General features: G+C 66.5%; 17 protein-coding genes and 1 tRNA gene. 8 read left to right on the top strand and 10 right to left on the bottom strand.

Going from position 1 to position 17,498, the window contains the following annotated elements; translation table 11 throughout:
- The first annotated feature begins 20 nt into the window (after nt 1-20).
- Nucleotides 21-935, top strand: a complete 915-nt coding sequence (locus AWB92_RS04210) for a LysR family transcriptional regulator (protein ID WP_085184191.1) — start codon at nt 21-23, stop codon at nt 933-935.
- Here the strand turns inward: AWB92_RS04210 and AWB92_RS04205 are convergent.
- The 7 genes from AWB92_RS04205 to AWB92_RS04175 all read right to left on the bottom strand — a co-directional run bounded on the left by AWB92_RS04205 (nt 921) and on the right by AWB92_RS04175 (nt 7,180).
- A complete protein-coding gene (locus AWB92_RS04205) occupies nt 921-1,958 on the bottom strand; it encodes a CoA transferase (protein WP_085184190.1) in 1,038 nt (345 codons plus the stop codon). The two genes, AWB92_RS04210 and AWB92_RS04205, sit on opposite strands and share 15 nt — an antisense overlap.
- Entirely contained in the window at nt 1,955-2,911 is a 957-nt protein-coding gene (locus AWB92_RS04200; RefSeq protein WP_085184189.1) for an LLM class F420-dependent oxidoreductase, read from the bottom strand. The genes AWB92_RS04205 and AWB92_RS04200 overlap by 4 nt, the downstream gene beginning before the upstream one ends.
- Nucleotides 2,896-3,324, bottom strand: coding sequence for a cobalamin-dependent protein (locus AWB92_RS04195; protein ID WP_085184188.1), 429 nt, complete (start codon nt 3,322-3,324; stop codon nt 2,896-2,898). The genes AWB92_RS04200 and AWB92_RS04195 overlap by 16 nt, the downstream gene beginning before the upstream one ends.
- Entirely contained in the window at nt 3,325-4,902 is a 1,578-nt protein-coding gene (locus AWB92_RS04190) for a methylmalonyl-CoA mutase family protein (protein ID WP_085184187.1), read from the bottom strand.
- Between the two features lie 77 nt (nt 4,903-4,979).
- The gene (locus tag AWB92_RS04185; protein ID WP_085184186.1) at nt 4,980-5,792 is read right to left on the bottom strand and encodes a methyltransferase domain-containing protein; all 813 of its coding nucleotides are present in this window, start codon (nt 5,790-5,792) and stop codon (nt 4,980-4,982) included.
- 59 nt (nt 5,793-5,851) lie between these two features.
- A complete protein-coding gene (locus tag AWB92_RS04180) occupies nt 5,852-6,538 on the bottom strand; it encodes a M15 family metallopeptidase (protein WP_085184351.1) in 687 nt (228 codons plus the stop codon).
- Between the two features lie 36 nt (nt 6,539-6,574).
- Entirely contained in the window at nt 6,575-7,180 is a 606-nt protein-coding gene (locus AWB92_RS04175) for a TetR family transcriptional regulator (protein WP_085184185.1), read from the bottom strand.
- 62 nt (nt 7,181-7,242) lie between these two features.
- Here AWB92_RS04175 and AWB92_RS04170 point away from each other — a divergent pair, with 62 nt between their 5' ends.
- From AWB92_RS04170 to AWB92_RS04155, 4 genes are all read left to right on the top strand, one after another.
- Entirely contained in the window at nt 7,243-8,955 is a 1,713-nt protein-coding gene (locus AWB92_RS04170) for a CocE/NonD family hydrolase (RefSeq protein WP_085184184.1), read from the top strand.
- A 109-nt stretch (nt 8,956-9,064) separates the two neighbouring features.
- On the top strand, nt 9,065-10,183 hold the full coding sequence (locus AWB92_RS04165; protein WP_277622278.1) for an LLM class flavin-dependent oxidoreductase: 1,119 nt from the start codon (nt 9,065-9,067) through the stop codon (nt 10,181-10,183).
- Nucleotides 10,184-10,195: 12 nt separating this feature from the next.
- Entirely contained in the window at nt 10,196-10,648 is a 453-nt protein-coding gene (locus AWB92_RS04160; protein ID WP_085184182.1) for a tautomerase family protein, read from the top strand.
- A gap of 53 nt (nt 10,649-10,701) precedes the next feature.
- Nucleotides 10,702-12,354, top strand: a complete 1,653-nt coding sequence (locus AWB92_RS04155) for a PE-PPE domain-containing protein (protein WP_085184181.1) — start codon at nt 10,702-10,704, stop codon at nt 12,352-12,354.
- 1 nt (nt 12,355) lies between these two features.
- On the opposite strand, the gene AWB92_RS04150 is transcribed toward AWB92_RS04155, so the two are convergent.
- Nucleotides 12,356-12,423 (bottom strand) — tRNA-Phe (locus AWB92_RS04150).
- Nucleotides 12,424-12,725: 302 nt separating this feature from the next.
- Between AWB92_RS04150 and AWB92_RS04145 the strand changes: the two genes are divergently transcribed.
- Together AWB92_RS04145 and AWB92_RS29265 are read left to right on the top strand one after the other, a co-directional pair.
- Nucleotides 12,726-14,099, top strand: a complete 1,374-nt coding sequence (locus AWB92_RS04145; RefSeq protein ID WP_224097131.1) for a hypothetical protein — start codon at nt 12,726-12,728, stop codon at nt 14,097-14,099.
- Between the two features lie 59 nt (nt 14,100-14,158).
- Nucleotides 14,159-14,470 carry a hypothetical protein gene (locus AWB92_RS29265; RefSeq protein WP_131806047.1) on the top strand — a complete coding sequence of 104 codons (312 nt, stop codon included), beginning with the start codon at nt 14,159-14,161 and terminating at the stop codon, nt 14,468-14,470.
- Between the two features lie 57 nt (nt 14,471-14,527).
- Here AWB92_RS29265 and AWB92_RS04140 read toward each other — a convergent pair whose 3' ends face one another.
- Nucleotides 14,528-15,109: a TetR/AcrR family transcriptional regulator gene (locus AWB92_RS04140; protein WP_014710943.1), complete on the bottom strand. Its 582-nt coding sequence runs from the start codon at nt 15,107-15,109 to the stop codon at nt 14,528-14,530.
- 83 nt (nt 15,110-15,192) lie between these two features.
- Here AWB92_RS04140 and AWB92_RS04135 point away from each other — a divergent pair, with 83 nt between their 5' ends.
- Nucleotides 15,193-16,386 (top strand): cytochrome P450, encoded by a 1,194-nt coding sequence (locus AWB92_RS04135; protein WP_014710942.1) that lies wholly within the window; start codon nt 15,193-15,195, stop codon nt 16,384-16,386.
- A gap of 58 nt (nt 16,387-16,444) precedes the next feature.
- Here the strand turns inward: AWB92_RS04135 and AWB92_RS04130 are convergent, their stop codons facing one another.
- Complete coding sequence (locus tag AWB92_RS04130; RefSeq protein WP_014710941.1) at nt 16,445-17,080, bottom strand: TetR/AcrR family transcriptional regulator; 636 nt, start codon at nt 17,078-17,080, stop codon at nt 16,445-16,447.
- Between the last annotated feature and the right edge of the window lie 418 nt (nt 17,081-17,498).

Here is a 17,498-nt window from a genome sequence, read left to right as displayed (position 1 = left end):
AATCGCGATACACTGCACGCATGACCGAATCGGCATCGCCGGTTATCGACCTCGACCTGCGACTTGTCGGGTATTTCGTCGCGGTCGCCGAACACCGCCACTTCGGCCGGGCCGCGAGCGCGCTGCGCGTCGCCCAGCCGTCGTTGAGCCGCCAGATCCGCCGACTCGAGCAGCAGCTGGGCGTTCGACTGCTGGATCGAACGCCGCAAGGCACCCGCCTCACCGAGGCCGGAGAGGTGTTTTTGCCCCGCGCCAGGGCGCTGCTGCGCTCCGCCGCGCACGCCGCCGCCCAGGCCCGGGCCGCCGGGCAGCCCAGCCGCATCGCGATCGGCTACACCACGGGGATGATCGTCACCCCCGCGGTGCGCGAGCTGCGCCGCGAGCATCCGGACGCCGAAGTGCAAGTGTCACATCTGGATTGGGGCCAGGCCCTCGACGCTCTGCTCGGACACCGGGTGGACGCGGTGGTAACCCGGCTACCGTTTCCGACCGACGGGCTGCACGTCACCATCCTCTACGACGAGCCCCGGATGCTGGCCGTGTCCGTCGACCACCGCCTGGCCGGTCGGGATTTCGTGACCCTCGACGACATCGCCGACGAACCGATGCCGCGGATCCGGGACTCCGACCCTGCGTGGAGTGCCTTCTGGCGCATCGATCCCCGCCCGGACGGGCGCCGAGCGCCCGATGGACCGTTCATCGACGCGCTCGAGGACAAGTTCGAAGTCATCGCCTCCGGGCAGGCGGTAGCCATCACGGCCGGCTTTCGCGGCAGCGCGCTGCGGCCCGACATCACCACGGTCCCATTGAAGGGCGTCGAGCCCTGCCACGTCGTTCTGGCGACGCGCGCCGGCGACCGCGGCCGTCTCGTCTCGGCCTTTCGTAAACTCGCCGAGGCCCACCTCACCGGGCCGCCCGCGTCAGCCGTCGGCTAGTTCCGGCGGTGGCCGGTAGCCGGGCTCGTAGCCCGACACGTGGATCGGGCTGCCGACGAGGCGGAAATCACCCGCCGTCACAACGACTTCCGGCGTCGCCTTGAGCGCTTCGGGCAGCGTCCTGACGGCCGCGGCCGGGACGCCGAGGGGACGCAGCCGCCGTTCCCACCCGGCGGCGGTGTCGGTCGCCAGCATCGCCGTCACGACGGCGAGCACCTCGTCGCGGCGGGCGACGCGCTCGGCCATGGTTTCGAATCCCCCGATACCCGCCTCGGCGGCGAACGACTTCCAAAAGCCGTCGTGCGTGATGAACAGCGCCAAATGTCCGTCCGCGGTTGGAAAGAGCTGAGCCGGAACGTAGTACGAGTGGGCGCCATGGGGGCGCCGCTGCGGCTCGACGCCGTTGTTGAGGTAGGCCGCAGCGTGGTAGTTGAGCTGCGAGAGCATCACGTCGCGCAGTGATACGTCGACCTGGCCGCCGGTTCCGGAGATGATTTTGGCCAAAAGCCCCAGTGCGGCGCACATTCCGGTGGAGTTGTCGGCCGACGAGTAGCCGGGCAGCGTCGGCGGGCCGTCCGGGTCGCCGGTCAGGGCGGCGGTGCCGACGCCCGCCTGGACCACATAATCAAAAGCCGGATCGTCGCCGCCGTATAGGCCGAATCCGGTGATCGCGACGCAGACGATGCGCTCGTTGTGCCGTCGTAGCTCGTCGTAGGTGAGGCCCAGCCGCCGGATGGCCGACGGCTTGAGGTTCACCAGCAGCGCGTGCGATTCGGCGGCCAGCTCACCCAGCTTTCGCTGTCCCGCTTCGGAATTCAGGTCCAGCGTGACGCTGGACTTGTTGCGGTTGAGGCTGGCGAAGTAGCTGGCGCCGACCCCGCGGGAGATCTCCCCGCCGCGCGGCTCGATCTTGGTGACCTCGGCGCCGAGGTCGGCCAGCAGCATGGTCGCGTACGGACCGGCCAGCATGGTGCCGACCTCGAGGATGCGTATTCCCGCCAGCGGGCCCGCGTCGGCCGTCAACGCAACTCCGCGGCGAGCGAGCCGATCATGTCGCGGGTGCGGCGCTTGGAGGCGACGAGCTCGTCCCGGTTGTCGCCGATCGGCAGCAGCCGTACCGACAGGTCGGTCACGCCGGCGTCGGCGAATCGGCGCATCCGGGCCAGGATGGCATGCTCGTCGCCGGCCGCGCACAAGTCACCGACGTCGCGGGCGTCGCCGCGGTCGAGCAGCCGCTGGTAGTTCGGCGACACCTCGGCCTCGCCCAGGATGCGGTTGGCCCGCTTCTTGGCCTCGTCGACTTGTGCAGGCGCGCAAAGGCATACCGGGATGCCCGCGACAATCCGCGGCGCAGGCCGGCCGGCATCCGCGGCGGCCTTAGTGATCTTCGGGGCGATGTGGTCGCCGATGGCGCGCTCGTCGGCCATCCACAACACGGTGCCGTCGGCGAGTTCGCCGGCGATCTGCAGCATCACCGGCCCCAGCGCGGCGACCAGCACCGGCATCGGGGTGTCGGCCCCGATCGCCAGCGGGTTGTGCACCGTGAACGAATCGTTCTCGACGTCGACCGGTCCGGGCCCGGCGATGGCGGCGTTGAGCACCTGCAGGTAGTCGCGCGTGTAGGCGGCGGGCTTCTCGTACGGCAAGCCCAGCATGTCGCGGATGATCCAGTGGTGCGACGGCCCGACGCCCAACGCCAATCGGCCGCCGGCGACCGCGTGCGTCGAGAGCGCCTGGCGGGCAAGGGCGATGGGATGCTGGGCCTGCAGCGGCACCACCGCGGTGCCGAGCTCGATGCGCGAGCTGTGCGCGGCCATCAGCGACACCATGGTCAGGCAGTCGAAGTCGTTGGGCACCTGCGGCATCCACGCGGTGTCCAGCCCCGCGGATTCGGCCCATTCGATATCGGAGACGAGCTTTTCCACCTTGCGGGCCATGTCGCCACGCTCGGCGCCGATCATCACTCCGACGCGCACTGTGTTTCCTTTGCTTCGGGGTCCGGGGTGCCGGTCAGCGCGCGGATGTCGCGCACCAAAACGTCGAGCGGTGTCCCGGTGGGGAATACCGCCGCGGCGCCGGCGGAGAGCAGCTTGGGGACGTCGGCGTGCGGGATGGTTCCCCCGACGACGACGGCGATGTCCGCGGCGTCGGCGGCGCGCAACGCCTCGACGGTCCGCGCGGTGAGCGCCAGATGCGCGCCCGACAGGATGCTCAGGCCCACGACCGCGACGTCTTCGTGGACGGCGATCGACGCGATGTCTTCGATGCGCTGGCGGATGCCGGTGTAGATGACCTCGAAGCCCGCGTCGCGCAGCGTGCGCGCGACGATCTTCGCGCCGCGGTCGTGTCCGTCCAGGCCGGGTTTGGCCACCAGAATTCGTACCGCCACCTAGAACACCACCGGCTGCTGGAACTCGCCCCACACCGCTTTGAGCGCCGAGACCATTTCCCCGACCGTGCAATAGGCGTTGGCGCAGTCGATCAACTTGTGCATCAGGTTGTCGTTTCCTTCGGCGGCACGGGACAGCGCTGCGAGGCTGGATTCGACTGCGGCCGAATCCCTTTCGGCTTTGACCTTGGATAATCGTTTGAGCTGCAGATCGCGCCCTTCGGCGTCGAGCTCGTAGGTGACGACGTCGTGTTCCGGCTCTTCGGTCACGAACCGGTTCACCCCCACGACGGGGCGGGTGCCGGCTTCGACTTCCTGATGCATCTTGAACGCCTCGTCGGCGATCAGGCCCTGCAGGTAACCGTCCTCGATCGCCTGGACCATGCCGCCGTGCCGCTCGAGGTCGCACATGATCTCGATGATGCGGGCCTCGGTCGCATCCGTCAGGGCCTCCACGAAGTAGGACCCGCCCAACGGGTCGGCGACGCTGGCCACTCCGGTTTCGTGGGCGAGGATCTGCTGGGTGCGCAGCGCCAGTGTCGTGGTTTCCTCGGTGGGCAGGGCGAACGGCTCGTCCCAGGCCGCCGTGAACATCGACTGCACACCGCCCAGCACCGCGGCCATCGCCTCGTAGGCCACCCGGACGATGTTGTTGTGCGCCTGCGGAGCGTAGAGCGACGCGCCACCGCAGACGCAGCCGAACCGGAACATCGCCGCTTTGTCCGTCGTCGCGCCGTAGCGCTCCCGCACGATGGTCGCCCAACGACGCCGCCCCGCACGGTATTTGGCGATCTCCTCGAAGAAGTCGCCGTGGGTGTAGAAGAAGAACGAGATCTGGGGTGCGAACTGGTCGATCGTCATGCGGCCGCGCTCCACCACGGTGTCGCAGTAGGTCACCCCGTCGGCCAGGGTGAACGCCATCTCCTGCACCGCGTTGGCCCCGGCATCACGGAAATGCGCGCCGGCCACCGAGATCGCGTTGAACCTCGGAACCTCGGCCGCGCAGAACTCGATAGTGTCCGCGATCAACCGCAGCGACGGCTCCGGCGGCCAGATCCAGGTTCCGCGCGAGGCGTACTCCTTGAGGATGTCGTTCTGGATGGTCCCGGTGAGCTTCGCCCGGGGTATCCCTTTTTTCTCGGCGGCGGCGACGTAGAACGCGAGCAGGATGGCGGCCGTCCCGTTGATCGTCATGCTGGTGCTGAGCTTGTCCAGCGGGATGCCGTCGAACAGGATCTCGAAGTCGGCCAGCGTGTCGACCGCGACGCCGACGCGGCCGACCTCCTCGCCGAACTCGGGGTCGTCGGAGTCGTACCCACACTGGGTGGGCAGGTCCAGCGCCACCGACAGCCCGGTCCCGCCCTGCTCGAGCAGGTAGCGGTAACGGCGGTTGGATTCCTCGGCGGTGCCGAATCCCGAGTACTGGCGGAAAGTCCAGAGCTTGCCGCGGTAGCCGGACGCGAAGTTGCCGCGGGTGAAGGGGAACTCCCCCGGCTGCGAAGGCGCCGCGGTTACGTCCGCCGGCCCGTAGACGGGCCGCAGCGGGATACCAGACGGAGTGTGGGCCGTATTATCCATCGGTGAATAACGTACTTGCAAAAAAAGAGAATGCCAATACCACACGGTTGAGCAGGTAAAACGGCGGTGCCGCGAGGCTATGCGCGGCAGAGAATCTCGCCGTGCGGCATCGACAGCCAGCCATCCGGGGCGGCGGCCCAGGCCTGCCACGCCGCGGAGATCTCCACTAGCTGCGTCGCGGTGGCCAGCCCGGACGCCAGCAGGTCCCGACCCACGTCGGAGTGCAGGATTCGGTCGGCCCACATCCCGCCCCACCAGTCGCGGGTATCGGGGGTCGCGTAGCACCAGACGCTGCCCGTCGGGGTGACGTCGTCGAAGCCGGCCTGAAGCGCCCACGACAGCAGCCGCCGGCCGGCATCGGGTTCGCTGCCGTTGGCGCGGTGCGCCTTGCGATAGAGATCGAGCCACAGATCCAGCTCGGGAAGCTTTGGGAACCAGATGAAGCCGGCGTAGTCGGCGTCGCGCGCCGCGACGATGCCGCCCGGCCGGCACACCCGCCGCATCTCCCGCAGCGCCCGCACCGGATCGGCGACGTGCTGCAGCACCTGATGGGCATGGACGACGTCGAACGCGTCGTCGGGAAAGTCGAGGCGGTGCACGTCGGCGGTCGCGAACGTGACGTTCGACAGGCCGCGCCCTTCGATCTCGGCGCGGGCCACGTCCAGGACGTCGGCGACCTGATCGACGGCCGTCACCGCCGCGGGGGCGACCCGTTCGGCAAGGTCGGCGGTGATGGTCCCGGGGCCGCATCCGATGTCCAGCACGGTCAACCCTGGCTTCAGGTGGGGCAGGAGGTAGGCGGCGGAGTCTTCCGCGGTGCGTCGCCGATGGCTGCGTAGCACCGACTCGTGATGTCCGTGCGTGTAGCGGGCCCGGTGGTCGTCGTCCATGGTCCGAGCCTAGCCGTGTGACTCACAATATGATATTTCTGTCTCAGTATGCGAGACACCTAGTCGACTGGGACGTTGAGGATCGGTCGGTCGACCGCTGCGCCCGGACCGTCGAAGTGCCACCACTCCCCGGAGTAAGGGGCCAGCCCGCCGTACTGCATGGCGTCCCGCAAGCGGGCCCGGTTCGCCTGCTCGTCGGCGGTGACGCCCTGGGTCGCGTAAGCCGTTGCGCGCGAGGAGAAGTCGTCGAAATCGGTGCCCATGTCGGCCAGACACAAACCGTCGACCTGCCGCTCGGCCGGGCACTGCTGCTGCACGCTGGTGAACGTCAGGTCGACCGATAGCCCGGACTCGTGGCTGTGCGCATACGCCCCCGGGCGAGCCACCCACGCCGGGTTGGGCACGGCGTTGAACAGCTTGACCTGCACATCGTGCGGGCGGTAGCAGTCCCAGAACACCAACACATGGCCTTGCGGGCGCAGCGCCGTCGCGGCCGTCGCCAACCCCGGGGCCATGGACTGGTGCACCAGGCACCGGGCGTCGGACGGATACAACTGCGTGTGGGTGAAATTGTTCGTCGTCGCGTAGCGCAGATCGATGATGGCGTCGGGGACCACGCTGCGGACGTCGACGAACCCGGCCGCGCGCGCAGCGTCGCTGACCGGGGGAACATCGGGATTGGCCTGCGCGGGCGCGGCACTGGCGACCAAAGCAAGGGCTACCCCGAGCACAACCGTCAGACGCATTTGCTCATTCTCGCGGTTCACCCGCTCGCATCACGCTCAATTCGCGGCGATGTCGCCGTCGACGTAGCGCTGCAGGTTGGGCGCCATCGCGGCCACCACCTCGTCCTCGGGCATCGAGGCGATCGGCTCGATCTTCCAGACGTAGCGCAACAACGCGAACCCGATCAGCTGGCTGGCGATCAGGCCGCTGCGTCGCCGCCGCTCGTCCTCGTCGTCCCCGAGGGTGGATCCGCCGATCAGGCCGCCCTCCACGATCAGCCGCAGCTTTTCGCGGGTCTTGGCCTCGTGGGCGGCGGTCAGCACCACCGCGCGCAGCGCGGCGCCGACGTCCTCGTCGGCCCAGATGTCGAGCACGTTGCGGATCAGTCGCTCGCCAAGTTCGGACTTGGGCGTGGCCCACGTCGCGGTGACCGAATCGAGCCACTTCTGCGGCGGCGTGGTGGCGGCGTCGAGCAGCCCCTCCTTGGAACCGAAGTAGTGGTAGATCAGCGCGGGATCGACGTCCGCCGCGCGGGCGACGGCCCGAATCGCCGTGCCGGCCCAGCCGTGTTCGGCGAATTCGTCGCGGGCCGCGCCGACGATGCGCGCGGCCAGCACGCCACGCTCGTCGCGCGGGCCCGGGGTGATCGACCGTTTTGCCACGGTCTCACCATACCGTGAAATTTCATCTTGCGTTGAGACTAGTTTCAACGTAGCGTGAAACTATGATCACGACGCTGAACGGCCCCCAGACCACCGGCCGGCAATACCGCAACCTCAGCGAGCCGCGACACGCGAAGCGCAGCGACATCAACACCGCCATCGCCATGCGCGACGGCACCAGGCTGTTGGCCGATGTTCATCGGCCCGCGGCCGACGGCCGGTTCCCGGCGCTGCTCGCGGCCTCGCCCTATCCGCGGCAGGTACAGGACCTGGGCGCCCCGGCCGGTTTCATCGAGGCCGGCGTGACGGACTTCTGGGTGCCACGCGGCTACGCGCACGTCATCGCCAACTTGCGCGGCACCTGCGGTTCGGAGGGCACCTTCGGCTTGTTCGACGCTCAGGAGCGCCGGGACGTGCACGATCTCGTCGAGTGGGTCGCAGCCCAACCATGGTGCGACGGGAACGTCGGCATGATCGGCATCAGCTACTTCGCGATGACCCAGCTCGAGGCGGCCGTCGAGCGGCCGCCGCACCTCAAGGCGATCTTCCCGCTGGCCGTGACCGCGGACCTGTACGACGGCGCGAACCACCATGGCCTGCTCAGTTCGTCGTTTGTCACACCGTTCCTCGCCATGACGGGCCTGACCGCCGAACGCAGCGACAGGCTCTGGCGCAGCAAGCCGGTCGGCCTGGCCCGGCGCGTACTGAAAAGCCCACGCGTGCACAAGAAATTCGAGACCGCCAACGGCGAGGCGGCGGTGACCATGCTGCGCCGGGTTCTTCGCCTGCCGCACAACCCGCACCCGTGGGACGAGCTGTGGCAAGAGGCCGTCCTCAAGCACCCGACCCGCGACGAATGGTGGGAAGAGCGAAACCTGTTGCCGCTGCTCAAGGAAATCGACGTCCCGGTCTACCTCGGGTGCGACTGGGAAAACGTGCCGCTGCACCTTCCCTCAACCTTCACCACGTGGAAAGGGTTGTCGGACAACGCATGTGTGCGGATCGGCATGCTGGGCAAGTACGGGCTGACCTGGCCGTGGGAGAGCATGCACATTGAGGCGCTGGCCTGGTACGACCATTGGCTGAAGGGGCTCGACACCGGGATCACCGACGGGCCACCGATCCGGTACTTTTTGCCCGGCGCCGACGAGTGGCGCACCGCGGACTCGTGGCCGCCGTCGCAGGCACCGCATCGCGAACTCGCCCTGCGCACCGACGGCAGGCTGAGCGAGGACGAGGGCGAGCCGGGCGGTCGCGAATTCATGGTCCTGGGCCCCGGCCTGGGCCGCGTCAAGCCCAGCGAAATCGATCCGCCGTCGGCGCTGACCTGGACGAGCGGACCTCTCGATACGGACCTCGACGTGGTCGGCGACATCGAGTTGCAGCTGGTCGCCTCGGCGACCGCGATCGATACCGCTTGGATGGCGACGCTGCAGGATGTGGCGCCCGACGGCGAGGCCACCGACGTGACGGCCGGCTGGCTACGCGCCAGCATGCGCGAGGTCGACGAGGCGACCAGCCGCCCCGGCGCGCCCGCGTTGCCGTGCCGTACCGCGCGGGGGGTACCGCTCGGCGAGGACGTCGAGTATCGAATTCCGTTGGTCCCCAACGCCCGACGGTTCAGGGCCGGTCACCGCATCCGCCTGATTCTCACCAGCGATGACCAGGACCCGTCGGCTCCCGTGATCATGAACTTCCGCCACGCGAGCGTCGGGACCAGCAGCTTGAACACGGTTCGCTCGTCGTCGCGGCTGCTGGTCCCGGTGCTCGGCTGACCATTGATGAACCGCGCTGCGTGATCTATCGTCCCGAGTAGCCGATCGGCTAGTCTGTGGCCGGCGGCTCGAAGGAGCGAAGACAATGGCCGGTCTCGGCGTGGGCGTCATGCATAACACGATTAATTCGCGCTTCGGCCCGAAGCCGTTGATCCACGCCGACTACCTGACCGGACTCGCCTGCGGAGCCGACTCCTTCTGGGTGGCCGACCATCTCAATTCGGTGCTGCCGCCGTCGATGTGGACCCCCAAGCACGTTGGCGCGGCAAAGATCATTCCCAAGATGGACGCCCACCTCGAGCCATGGACGATGCTCGGTTACCTGGCCGGCCGCAACCGGCTCGGCCGCATGCGCCTGGGAATCGCCGTGACCGACACCGGCAGGCGCAACCCGGCCGTCACCGCGCAGGCCGCCGCGTCGCTGCACCTGCTCACCCGCGGCCGCTCGGTGCTCGGCATCGGAACCGGCGAGCGGGAAAGCAACGCGCCCTACGGCGTCGACTGGTCCAAGCCGGTTGCGCGCTTCGAGGAGGCGGTGGCCACCATCCGGGCGCTGTGGAACTCCAACGGCAAGTTGGTCACCCGCGACTCGCCGTTCTTCCCTTTGCACAAGGCCACTTTCGCGCTGCCGCCGTACAAGGGCAAATGGCCGCAAATCTGGATCGCGGCGCACGGTCCCCGAATGATGCGCGCCACCGGGCGATACGCCGACGGCTGGTTCCCCGGGACGACCCGCGCGACCGAGTACGGCGAGCAACTCGACATCGTGCGCACGGCGGCCTCCGACGCCGGACGTGACCCCATGGCCATCACCCCCGCGCTGATCCGGTTCATCGTCACCGGCCGGTCCCGCGACGAGGTCGACGAGGTCGTCGACAGCGACATCGCGCGGGTGTTCACGCTGAACTGTCCGGCCAAAGACTGGGCCCGCCACGGCGCGGAACATCCGATGGGGACCGACTTCACCGGAGTGCAGGACCTCATCCCGCAAACCATCGACGAGCAAACGGCACTTGCCTACGCGGCCAAGGCGCCGCGATCGCTGGTGCGGGAGTTGTTCGCGGTGGGCACCCCCGACGAGGTAATCGAGCAGATCGCAGACTTCCGTGACAACGGGCTGCGGTACCTCGTCGTCGGCAACGCCGGTGCCATCCAACCGAGTCTGCGCAAGAGCGCATCCGCGACCGCGCCCTACGTCAAGGTCGTGCGCGGCCTGCGAAAGCTGTGAGGCGGTGTACCGATGCCGATGATCGACCTGACTTTCGTGCGCGGCTCGGTGGACGACGACGCGTTGGGGCGGCTGGCCGACGAGCTGGTGACCGCGCTGCTGCGCGCCGAACGCGCCCCGGACACACCGTTTCTGCGGGACAACACGTTGGTGTACCTACACGCGATGGAAGCCGACCAGCTCTCGGTCGGCGGCCGCGGCCCGGGCGCGCCGCGCTTCCGGGTCGACCTGACCGTGTTCGCAGGGGCGCTGGATCAGCACCGCAAGGAACAGCTCGCCGCCGACGTGCACGGCGCGGTGTGCGCCGCGGCGGGAATCGAGCCGCAGGGACCGCGGGCGTTTCACGTTTGGACGCTGATTCATGAGATCCCCGAGGGCAATTGGGCCGGTGGCGGCAAGGTCATCTACTACCAACAGGTGAAAGGCCTTGTGGCCGAGGACTTGCCCGACGATCGCCTGGCCTGAACGCCCGCCCCGCCCGCCGGACCGCCCTATGCTGGCGTGCGAGGGAGGGACCGATGGCGTACGTGCTGGCGCAGCCGCAGGTCTTGGCGACCGCGGCGGCCAACGTTGCGGCGATCCGGACAACGCTTGACGGCGCCGCGGCAGCCGTCGCGGGCAGGACGACCGGCGTGGCGGCGGCCGCCGCCGACGAGGTGTCCGAGGCGGTTGCGGGCCTATTCAACGCGTACGGCCAGGAGTGGCAGGCGCTGATCGGTCGCGCCGCGGCGGTTCACGGTGCGTTCGCCGAGACGCTGACCGCGGCCGGCAACGCCTACGCCAACGCCGAGGCCGTCGGCGCGGCGCCGCTGGCTGACCCGCCCGTCACTTTCGTCCTGGGCGGCAGCGGAATGCCCTTCCCTCCCGCAACCTTTGTCGCGAACGTCGTCAGCAAGTACGTGGCGCCCAATTTTCCCGTCGGCCTTGTCCAAGCCCTGTTCATGCCGGCAGGCGAATATCCGGACAGCAGCATCAAGGACTTGATGCAAAACATATCGATCGCGCGGGGCGTCACGGCCCTGAACAACGCGATCCAACAACAGCTCGCCGCCGGAAACACCGTCAACGTTCTCGGTTATTCACAGGGCGCCAACATCGCCGCACTGGAAATGCTGCTGCTGGACCCGGCCGGCACGCCGAGCAATTTGCCGATAAACTTTGTGCTGCTTGGTAATTCGATGAATCCCAACGGGGGCTGGGATGCGCGCTTCCCGGGTTTGAATCTCCCGACGTTGGGTTTTTCGACACTTGGTCCGATGCCGACCAATGACTTCGTGACCAAGGTCTACACCCTCGAGTACGACGGCTGGGCCGACTTTCCGCAATACCCGATCGATATCTTCGCCGACTTGAATGCGGTGGTGGGAATGGTGACCGTGCACGGGGGCTACGAAAATCTCACGCCGACGCAGATCAATTCGGCGGTCGTCCAGCCGACGCAGGGACCGACGACCACCACCTTCTACATGATTCCGACCCAGAACCTGCCGCTGCTGGATCCGGTGCGGCACATCGCCTATGTCGGCAACCCGATCGCCGATCTGGTGCAGCCGGTCCTGAGACCCCTGGTCAACTGGGGCTACGGCGATCCGAATTATGGCTGGTCCACCGGGCCGGCCAACGTGACGACGCCGTTCGGATACTTGCCGCCGCTCAGCGACACCGCCGCCCTGGGGCCCGCCCTGGTCAGTGGGATCCACCAGGGCATCGGCGCCGCGATCGGCGACCTCTACGCCGAGTTACCCCCGCGGCTCCCGTCGCTGCAGGACATCTCGCAGGCGCTGACGTCGTTCTCGTCATCGCCCGGCACCCTGGCCCTGCCCACCGGGCCGCCCACGCCAACCGACCTGATCTTGAGCCTGGAGTCGGCGAACACCCAGATCGTCGGGACGGCGACGACCGCGTTCTCGACCGCCTACTCGACGCTGCTGCCGACGGCGGACATCACCACCGCGGTCCTGGTCTCGTTGCCGTCCTACGACCTGAACCTGTTCCTCAACGGGGTGAGCCAGATGGTCAACGGTCAGCCCCTGGCCGGTCTGGTCAACGCGATCGGCTATCCGATCGCCGCAGACGTCGGATTGCTCCCGCTCGCAGGCGGTTTGGAGCTGGCGGTCCTCGGGGAGGCCGCCTATTCGATCGTGACTGGGACGCCGTACGGCAACTTCTGATTGGTGGCCAGGGGCGGGATCGAACCGCCGACCTTCCGCTTTTCAGGTGGATGGAACGGCCGCTGGCCTGCGGTTTAATGACTCCCATACGTCAAATACGCCGCGCTGAGCGCGTCTGACGCAGGCTGCTCGTCCGGCGATCGGACACAGACCGGACACGGTGACAGCACTCCCGACAAGGGACCCTTCATCGCCCGTCACTCAGTGATGCGCGCTGGGGGCTCCCGGGGAGCAGGTACCCGATGCCCGGCATCACGAGGTCGAGCGCGCATTCAACGAGCTCGATTGCGGAGCGACTCACCCTTCGGCCGGACACAACCCGAACGGCCAGCCGGAACACGGACGGAGCGGCGGACGCCGGTAGACCGCGAGTGCCCGAGGCCGGCAAGGCCGCAGGGCGCGAGAGCGGTAGCGGTCGGTCGGACGGCGGGAGCGGCGTAGACCGTGTTCCGGCTGGGACCAACGGGCTTGTTATATGCGCCAAAAGTGTCCGCGACACCGTCGACGGCATTGTTGATGCGGAACTGTCGGCCTCGGATGCCTTGGGGCTGCGGTTCCCGAGGCCCAACATGGTGGCCTCGGCAGCGGCGCTGTTCGAACCGGCCGAACCATGGGCGCATGGACGGGACCGGCTGGATGTCGAACCTGAGTGCGGGCGATTCCGGATCACGATCGGCCCGGGCGTCGTCCGTCTCGGCTGGACCAATCCCGTTCGCGCGGAGAAGGCATCTGAGCGGACCGTGGGCCAGCACATGCAGGACGTAGCGGGCGAGGTAGACCGCATAAAGGCCGGTCGTGATGTGCCTGACCCGTCGGGCCGTGCGATCACCGAATGGTCCCGCAAGTCGCGTGCGGCGATGTGCCGCACCTTCGCCGAGCTGGACTACACGCCGATGGTGGAAAGCGGACGGGTACCCGCGATGGTCACGCTGACCTACCCCGGCGACTGGGAATCGGTCGCACCCGATGGAGCCAGCGTAAAGCGACATATGATGCTGTGGCGCAAACGATTTCAGCGCGAATGGGGTGAACCAGCGCGCTACATCTGGAAGATGGAATTTCAACGCCGCGGCGCACCACACATTCACCTATGGATGGCTCCCCCGTATACCGTCGGTCGATCAGGCCGTAGGTTCAGCGAATGGTTGTCGCAGGAATGGGCGGAAGTCGTCGCCCATCCCGACCCTGAACAACGCACACGCCACTTGCGCGCCGGTACGGCTATCGACAGCCTCAACGGATTGCGTGCTTGCGACCCCAAACGCTTGGCGATCTACTTCACGAAGCACTCATCACCGAATAGATTGGGCGACAAGGAATACCAGCACATCGTTCCGGAGGCCTGGCGGCGGCCGGGCCGCGGACCGGGTCGCTTTTGGGGGGTCCACGGGTTGGAACGAGCAACCGCAGTCGTTGAGATCGCCCAGGACGCATACCTGACGGCCCGAAGGATCATCCGTCGGTGGTCTCGCTCACAGGCCATTCATAGCGATTGCACCCACTGCTTCCCCACCGCACTCGTTCCGCGAATGACCCGCGTCGCAGTTCAACGAACAAACTCCAAGACTGGCAAAGTACGCCACCGCAACGTCTGTCGGAGGCGACTTCTCTGCCGCCAAGGCGGCTTCGCGGGTGGCTACGCCCTTGTGAACGACGGACCAGCGTTCGCATCCCAGCTCGCGGCAGCGTTATCGGCGGATCGGGCGAAGGCGGTGCGCGACGAACAACTCGCGGGCCGTAAGTGATCTAACGCAATTCACCTCTGACCGTCGCATTGCAGCAACCGGCTACATACGCTTAGCACGTGACCATCGAACTGTCGCCGCGCCTGCCGGATGGTGAGCGGCCGAGGAATCATCAGGAATTGGCCGCTGAGCAGATGGACCTGGACAACGTGATCAACGAGCTACTCCTGCGGCTGGAGGATCATAAATATCGTTGGGAGCTTTATGAATTCGGACTTTCCGACACTGAAGAGCGACGTCAGGTGCACACAGTCATTGAGCAGCTGCGGCTGGCGGTGCATACGGGTGGGCCAGCCGTACTTCATCCGCTGCGTCACGCGCTGTCTGTAGCTCACTCCGACGACCCCGCGTCGCCTGGATGCTCCGGATAGTCCGAGTCGCGGGCCATGCTCAGCTGCGCACTACCGTCCACGCGGTGCGGGGGACGGCTAGCGCGGTCGTAAACCGACAAAAACGAGGTCGTGAATTGTTCTGGCAATTCGATCTTCGTCGAGCGCATCGTCAAGCACTAGGTAGGTCAGTGCGCTGGTCGTGACGGCACCGAATAGCGCGATCGCGGCAACTGCTGGGTTGTCGAGGGTCACGAGTGAGCCGTCGCCGGCGCCAGCGCGAAGTAACGTCTCGACGGGTGCGAAGTATGCGGCGCTGATCATGTCGGCGATGACGGGCATGCGGGCGGCGCGGCCCAGTTCCCCGATGAGAGCGCGGCAGACGGCGGGTCTCTGTGCCATCACGCGCAGCTGGGCACTGATGACTGCGTGCAGGCGCTGAGCGGCGGAGCCTTCTGCCTCCACGACTGCGGCGACCTCGTGCGCGACTTGCTGTAGGACGTCTTCGAGGAGGAAGGCGAGTATTTCCTCTTTGCCGGCGAAGTAGTAGTAAAGGGTGGCCTTGGCGATGCCGGTGGTGGCGGCGACGTCTTCGATCTTGGTGTCGTTGAGCCCGCGGTCTGCGAAAAGTGCCGCCGCCGGCGGCAGGCGGTCGGCAATTTTTCGCGGAACCTCGCGCATTGACGCTCCTCTCGGTTGGACTTACAGTCTAAACTACTGGATTAGACAGCCGTATAATTAGATTCACAGCGGTAGGAGCTCAGATGACGACGGTGCAACTTCGCTACGACCCGTTCGATGCGACGATTCAGGACGATCTCTACCCCATCTACCGGCAGCTGCGCGACAAAGCCCCGCTGTATCGCGCAGCCGATTCCAACACGTGGGTTTTCAGTCGCCACGAAGATGTCGTCAGCGCGCTGCTTGACCATCACACCTACTCATCCGTGGACGGCATATTTCCAACTCCACCGGGCTCAGATTTCCACGCATCGTTCTTGCCCATGATGATTTTGATGGATCCCCCGCGACACGATCAGCTGCGCGCGTTGGTAAGCAAGGCGTTCACCCCGCGGCGCATCGCGGCGTTAAGTAGTGGGATTGAGGACCTGGCGGAGGATTTATCAGATTGCCTTGACCGGGGCGCAGGGTCGGTTGACTTTGCCGCCGACTTTGCCGCCGTCCTGCCGGCCATGGTGATCGCTGATTTGCTCGGCATTCCTCGCGAGGACCGCGCACAGTTTCGGCAGTGGTCAACCACGATGGTCCAGTCCAATCCGGCGCGCGGTGAGATGGGCGAGGGGCTGGCCGCGGCTGCGGCCGTCTATGCCTACTTCACCGACTTCCTCGCCGAGCGTCGACGCGAACCGCGCGGCGACTTGATGTCGGCCTTGGTGTCCGCCGAGATCGACGGAAAGCGTCTTACTGACGAGGACCTCCTTGGCTTTTGCCTGTTGCTGCTCATCGCAGGCCATGAGACCACCTCGAACCTGCTCAGCAACGCCGCAGTAGTGCTTGCGAGCGATCCCGACATTCGCCGACGACTAGTCGCCGATGACAACTTGCTTGGTCCCGCAGTTGAGGAGCTCCTCCGGTATGACTCACCGGTGCAAGGACTTTCACGAACTCTGACCCGCGACGTCACGCTGCATGGCGTCACGATGTCCGTCGGTGATTCAGTGCTGCTGTTGTTCGGCTCGGCTAACCGTGACGAACGAGTGTTTGCTGATCCCGACGTGTTCGATATCGGGCGCAAACCCGAACATCAAGTGGCGTTCGGCCGAGGTATCCACTTCTGTCTCGGTGCGTCATTAGCGCGGATGGAGGCCCGGATAGCGTTGCGCGCCCTGCTGGCCCGAGTGCCCAACTGGGAAGTCGACCTAGAGAACGCGCAGCGCCTGCGGTCGGGCCTCATCCGGGGCTATATGTCTTTGCCTATCTCGTGGTCGGCAAATTAGCCGAACTGCGCGTCAGGCAGAGCGGCTGGGGCGGCGCCATTCCCGCGGAGCGGGATCACTACGATGCGGGCTCGTCGACCTTGCGGCGGTGCGCGGCGAGGAAGTCATCGACGATGCGCTCACAGTCTTGACGATCGATGGCACGCAGCCCGGTGAGGCGCGCGAAGGCGACCGGCCCCACGAGTTGGCACAGGATCAGCTCGGGGTCGAATTCATCGAGGTCGGCGCAGGCTTCGGGGCTTTGCAAAAGTAGATCGAACGGCTGGCGATACTGCTCGATGATCCGGGTCCGCAGCGCGTGCCGATCGTAGGTCTCCTGAGTGCTGTTTGATGTTGGGCCAAGCGCGACCCAAGCCAGTGTGGTGACGTGCAGCGGCGCCTCCTGGAACAGCGTGGCCTGTCGGCTCAACAGTTCGATGAGTTGGTCGCGCAACGATCCCGTCGCCGGCGGAAGGTGAACCTGCGGCAGCAGCCGTTCAAATGTGGCGGCCAGTAGTTGAGTGGAGCTGCTGAAGTGGCGATAGAGGGTCGTGCGCGCAACTTTAGAGGCCTTGGTGACCGCGTCTATGGTGACGGCTTCAATCCCGCCGGCGCTGAGGAGTTTGGTGGCTGCATCTAATAGCCGGGTCCGGGAGCGCACCAGGCGCGGATCGACATCGTCGTCGACCGGCATGTCAAAACCGTCGCGCTCCATATGGTCACCGTAAACCCTACGCATACCTGGCCCGCACCGAATCGCATCTGCATTGGCGATTGATCCAGCCACTACCCAACTAACGCTACTGTTGGTAGCATAGCGCTACCAATAGTACAGTTATTCGTAGGGGTTTGTGCGTAGTAGGGGGATTCGTGATCAGGCAACGGCTCGAACAACCCGTGGTCCAAAAGGCCACCAATGCACGGCTGGCATGTCGGTTCATGAGGCCATCCCACGAACCCTCCCAACTTGTGCGGCAGGGACTCGCACACGCCGAGGATGGCGTTCTGCGATGAATGCGCTGCTTGCGCTAACCAGGACCCAAGTGTGGATGAGTGCGGCTCGCGGTTTCAGGCTCAGCGGCCGCACCATTACCAGTGACATCCACCGAACGCCGCCGGACCAAGACCGCGTT

This window comes from Mycobacterium sp. IEC1808 (assembly GCF_002101935.1).
GTDB lineage: Bacteria > Actinomycetota > Actinomycetes > Mycobacteriales > Mycobacteriaceae > Mycobacterium.
This window is presented reverse-complemented; position numbering and strand designations above follow the sequence as displayed.

Bases quoted from the DNA above. Each gene is read 5' to 3' on its own strand.
- AWB92_RS04185 (WP_085184186.1), bottom strand. From the start codon at position 5,792: ATGGACGACGACCACCGGGCCCGCTACACGCACGGACATCACGAGTCG.
- AWB92_RS04165 (WP_277622278.1), top strand. From the start codon at position 9,065: ATGCATAACACGATTAATTCGCGCTTCGGCCCGAAGCCGTTGATCCAC.
- AWB92_RS04180 (WP_085184351.1), bottom strand. From the start codon at position 6,538: ATGCGTCTGACGGTTGTGCTCGGGGTAGCCCTTGCTTTGGTCGCCAGT.
- AWB92_RS04155 (WP_085184181.1), top strand. From the start codon at position 10,702: ATGGCGTACGTGCTGGCGCAGCCGCAGGTCTTGGCGACCGCGGCGGCC.
- AWB92_RS04140 (WP_014710943.1), bottom strand. From the start codon at position 15,109: ATGCGCGAGGTTCCGCGAAAAATTGCCGACCGCCTGCCGCCGGCGGCG.
- AWB92_RS04160 (WP_085184182.1), top strand. From the start codon at position 10,196: ATGCCGATGATCGACCTGACTTTCGTGCGCGGCTCGGTGGACGACGAC.
- AWB92_RS04210 (WP_085184191.1), top strand. From the start codon at position 21: ATGACCGAATCGGCATCGCCGGTTATCGACCTCGACCTGCGACTTGTC.
- AWB92_RS04170 (WP_085184184.1), top strand. From the start codon at position 7,243: ATGATCACGACGCTGAACGGCCCCCAGACCACCGGCCGGCAATACCGC.
- AWB92_RS04135 (WP_014710942.1), top strand. From the start codon at position 15,193: ATGACGACGGTGCAACTTCGCTACGACCCGTTCGATGCGACGATTCAG.
- AWB92_RS04130 (WP_014710941.1), bottom strand. From the start codon at position 17,080: ATGGAGCGCGACGGTTTTGACATGCCGGTCGACGACGATGTCGATCCG.
- AWB92_RS04190 (WP_085184187.1), bottom strand. From the start codon at position 4,902: ATGGATAATACGGCCCACACTCCGTCTGGTATCCCGCTGCGGCCCGTC.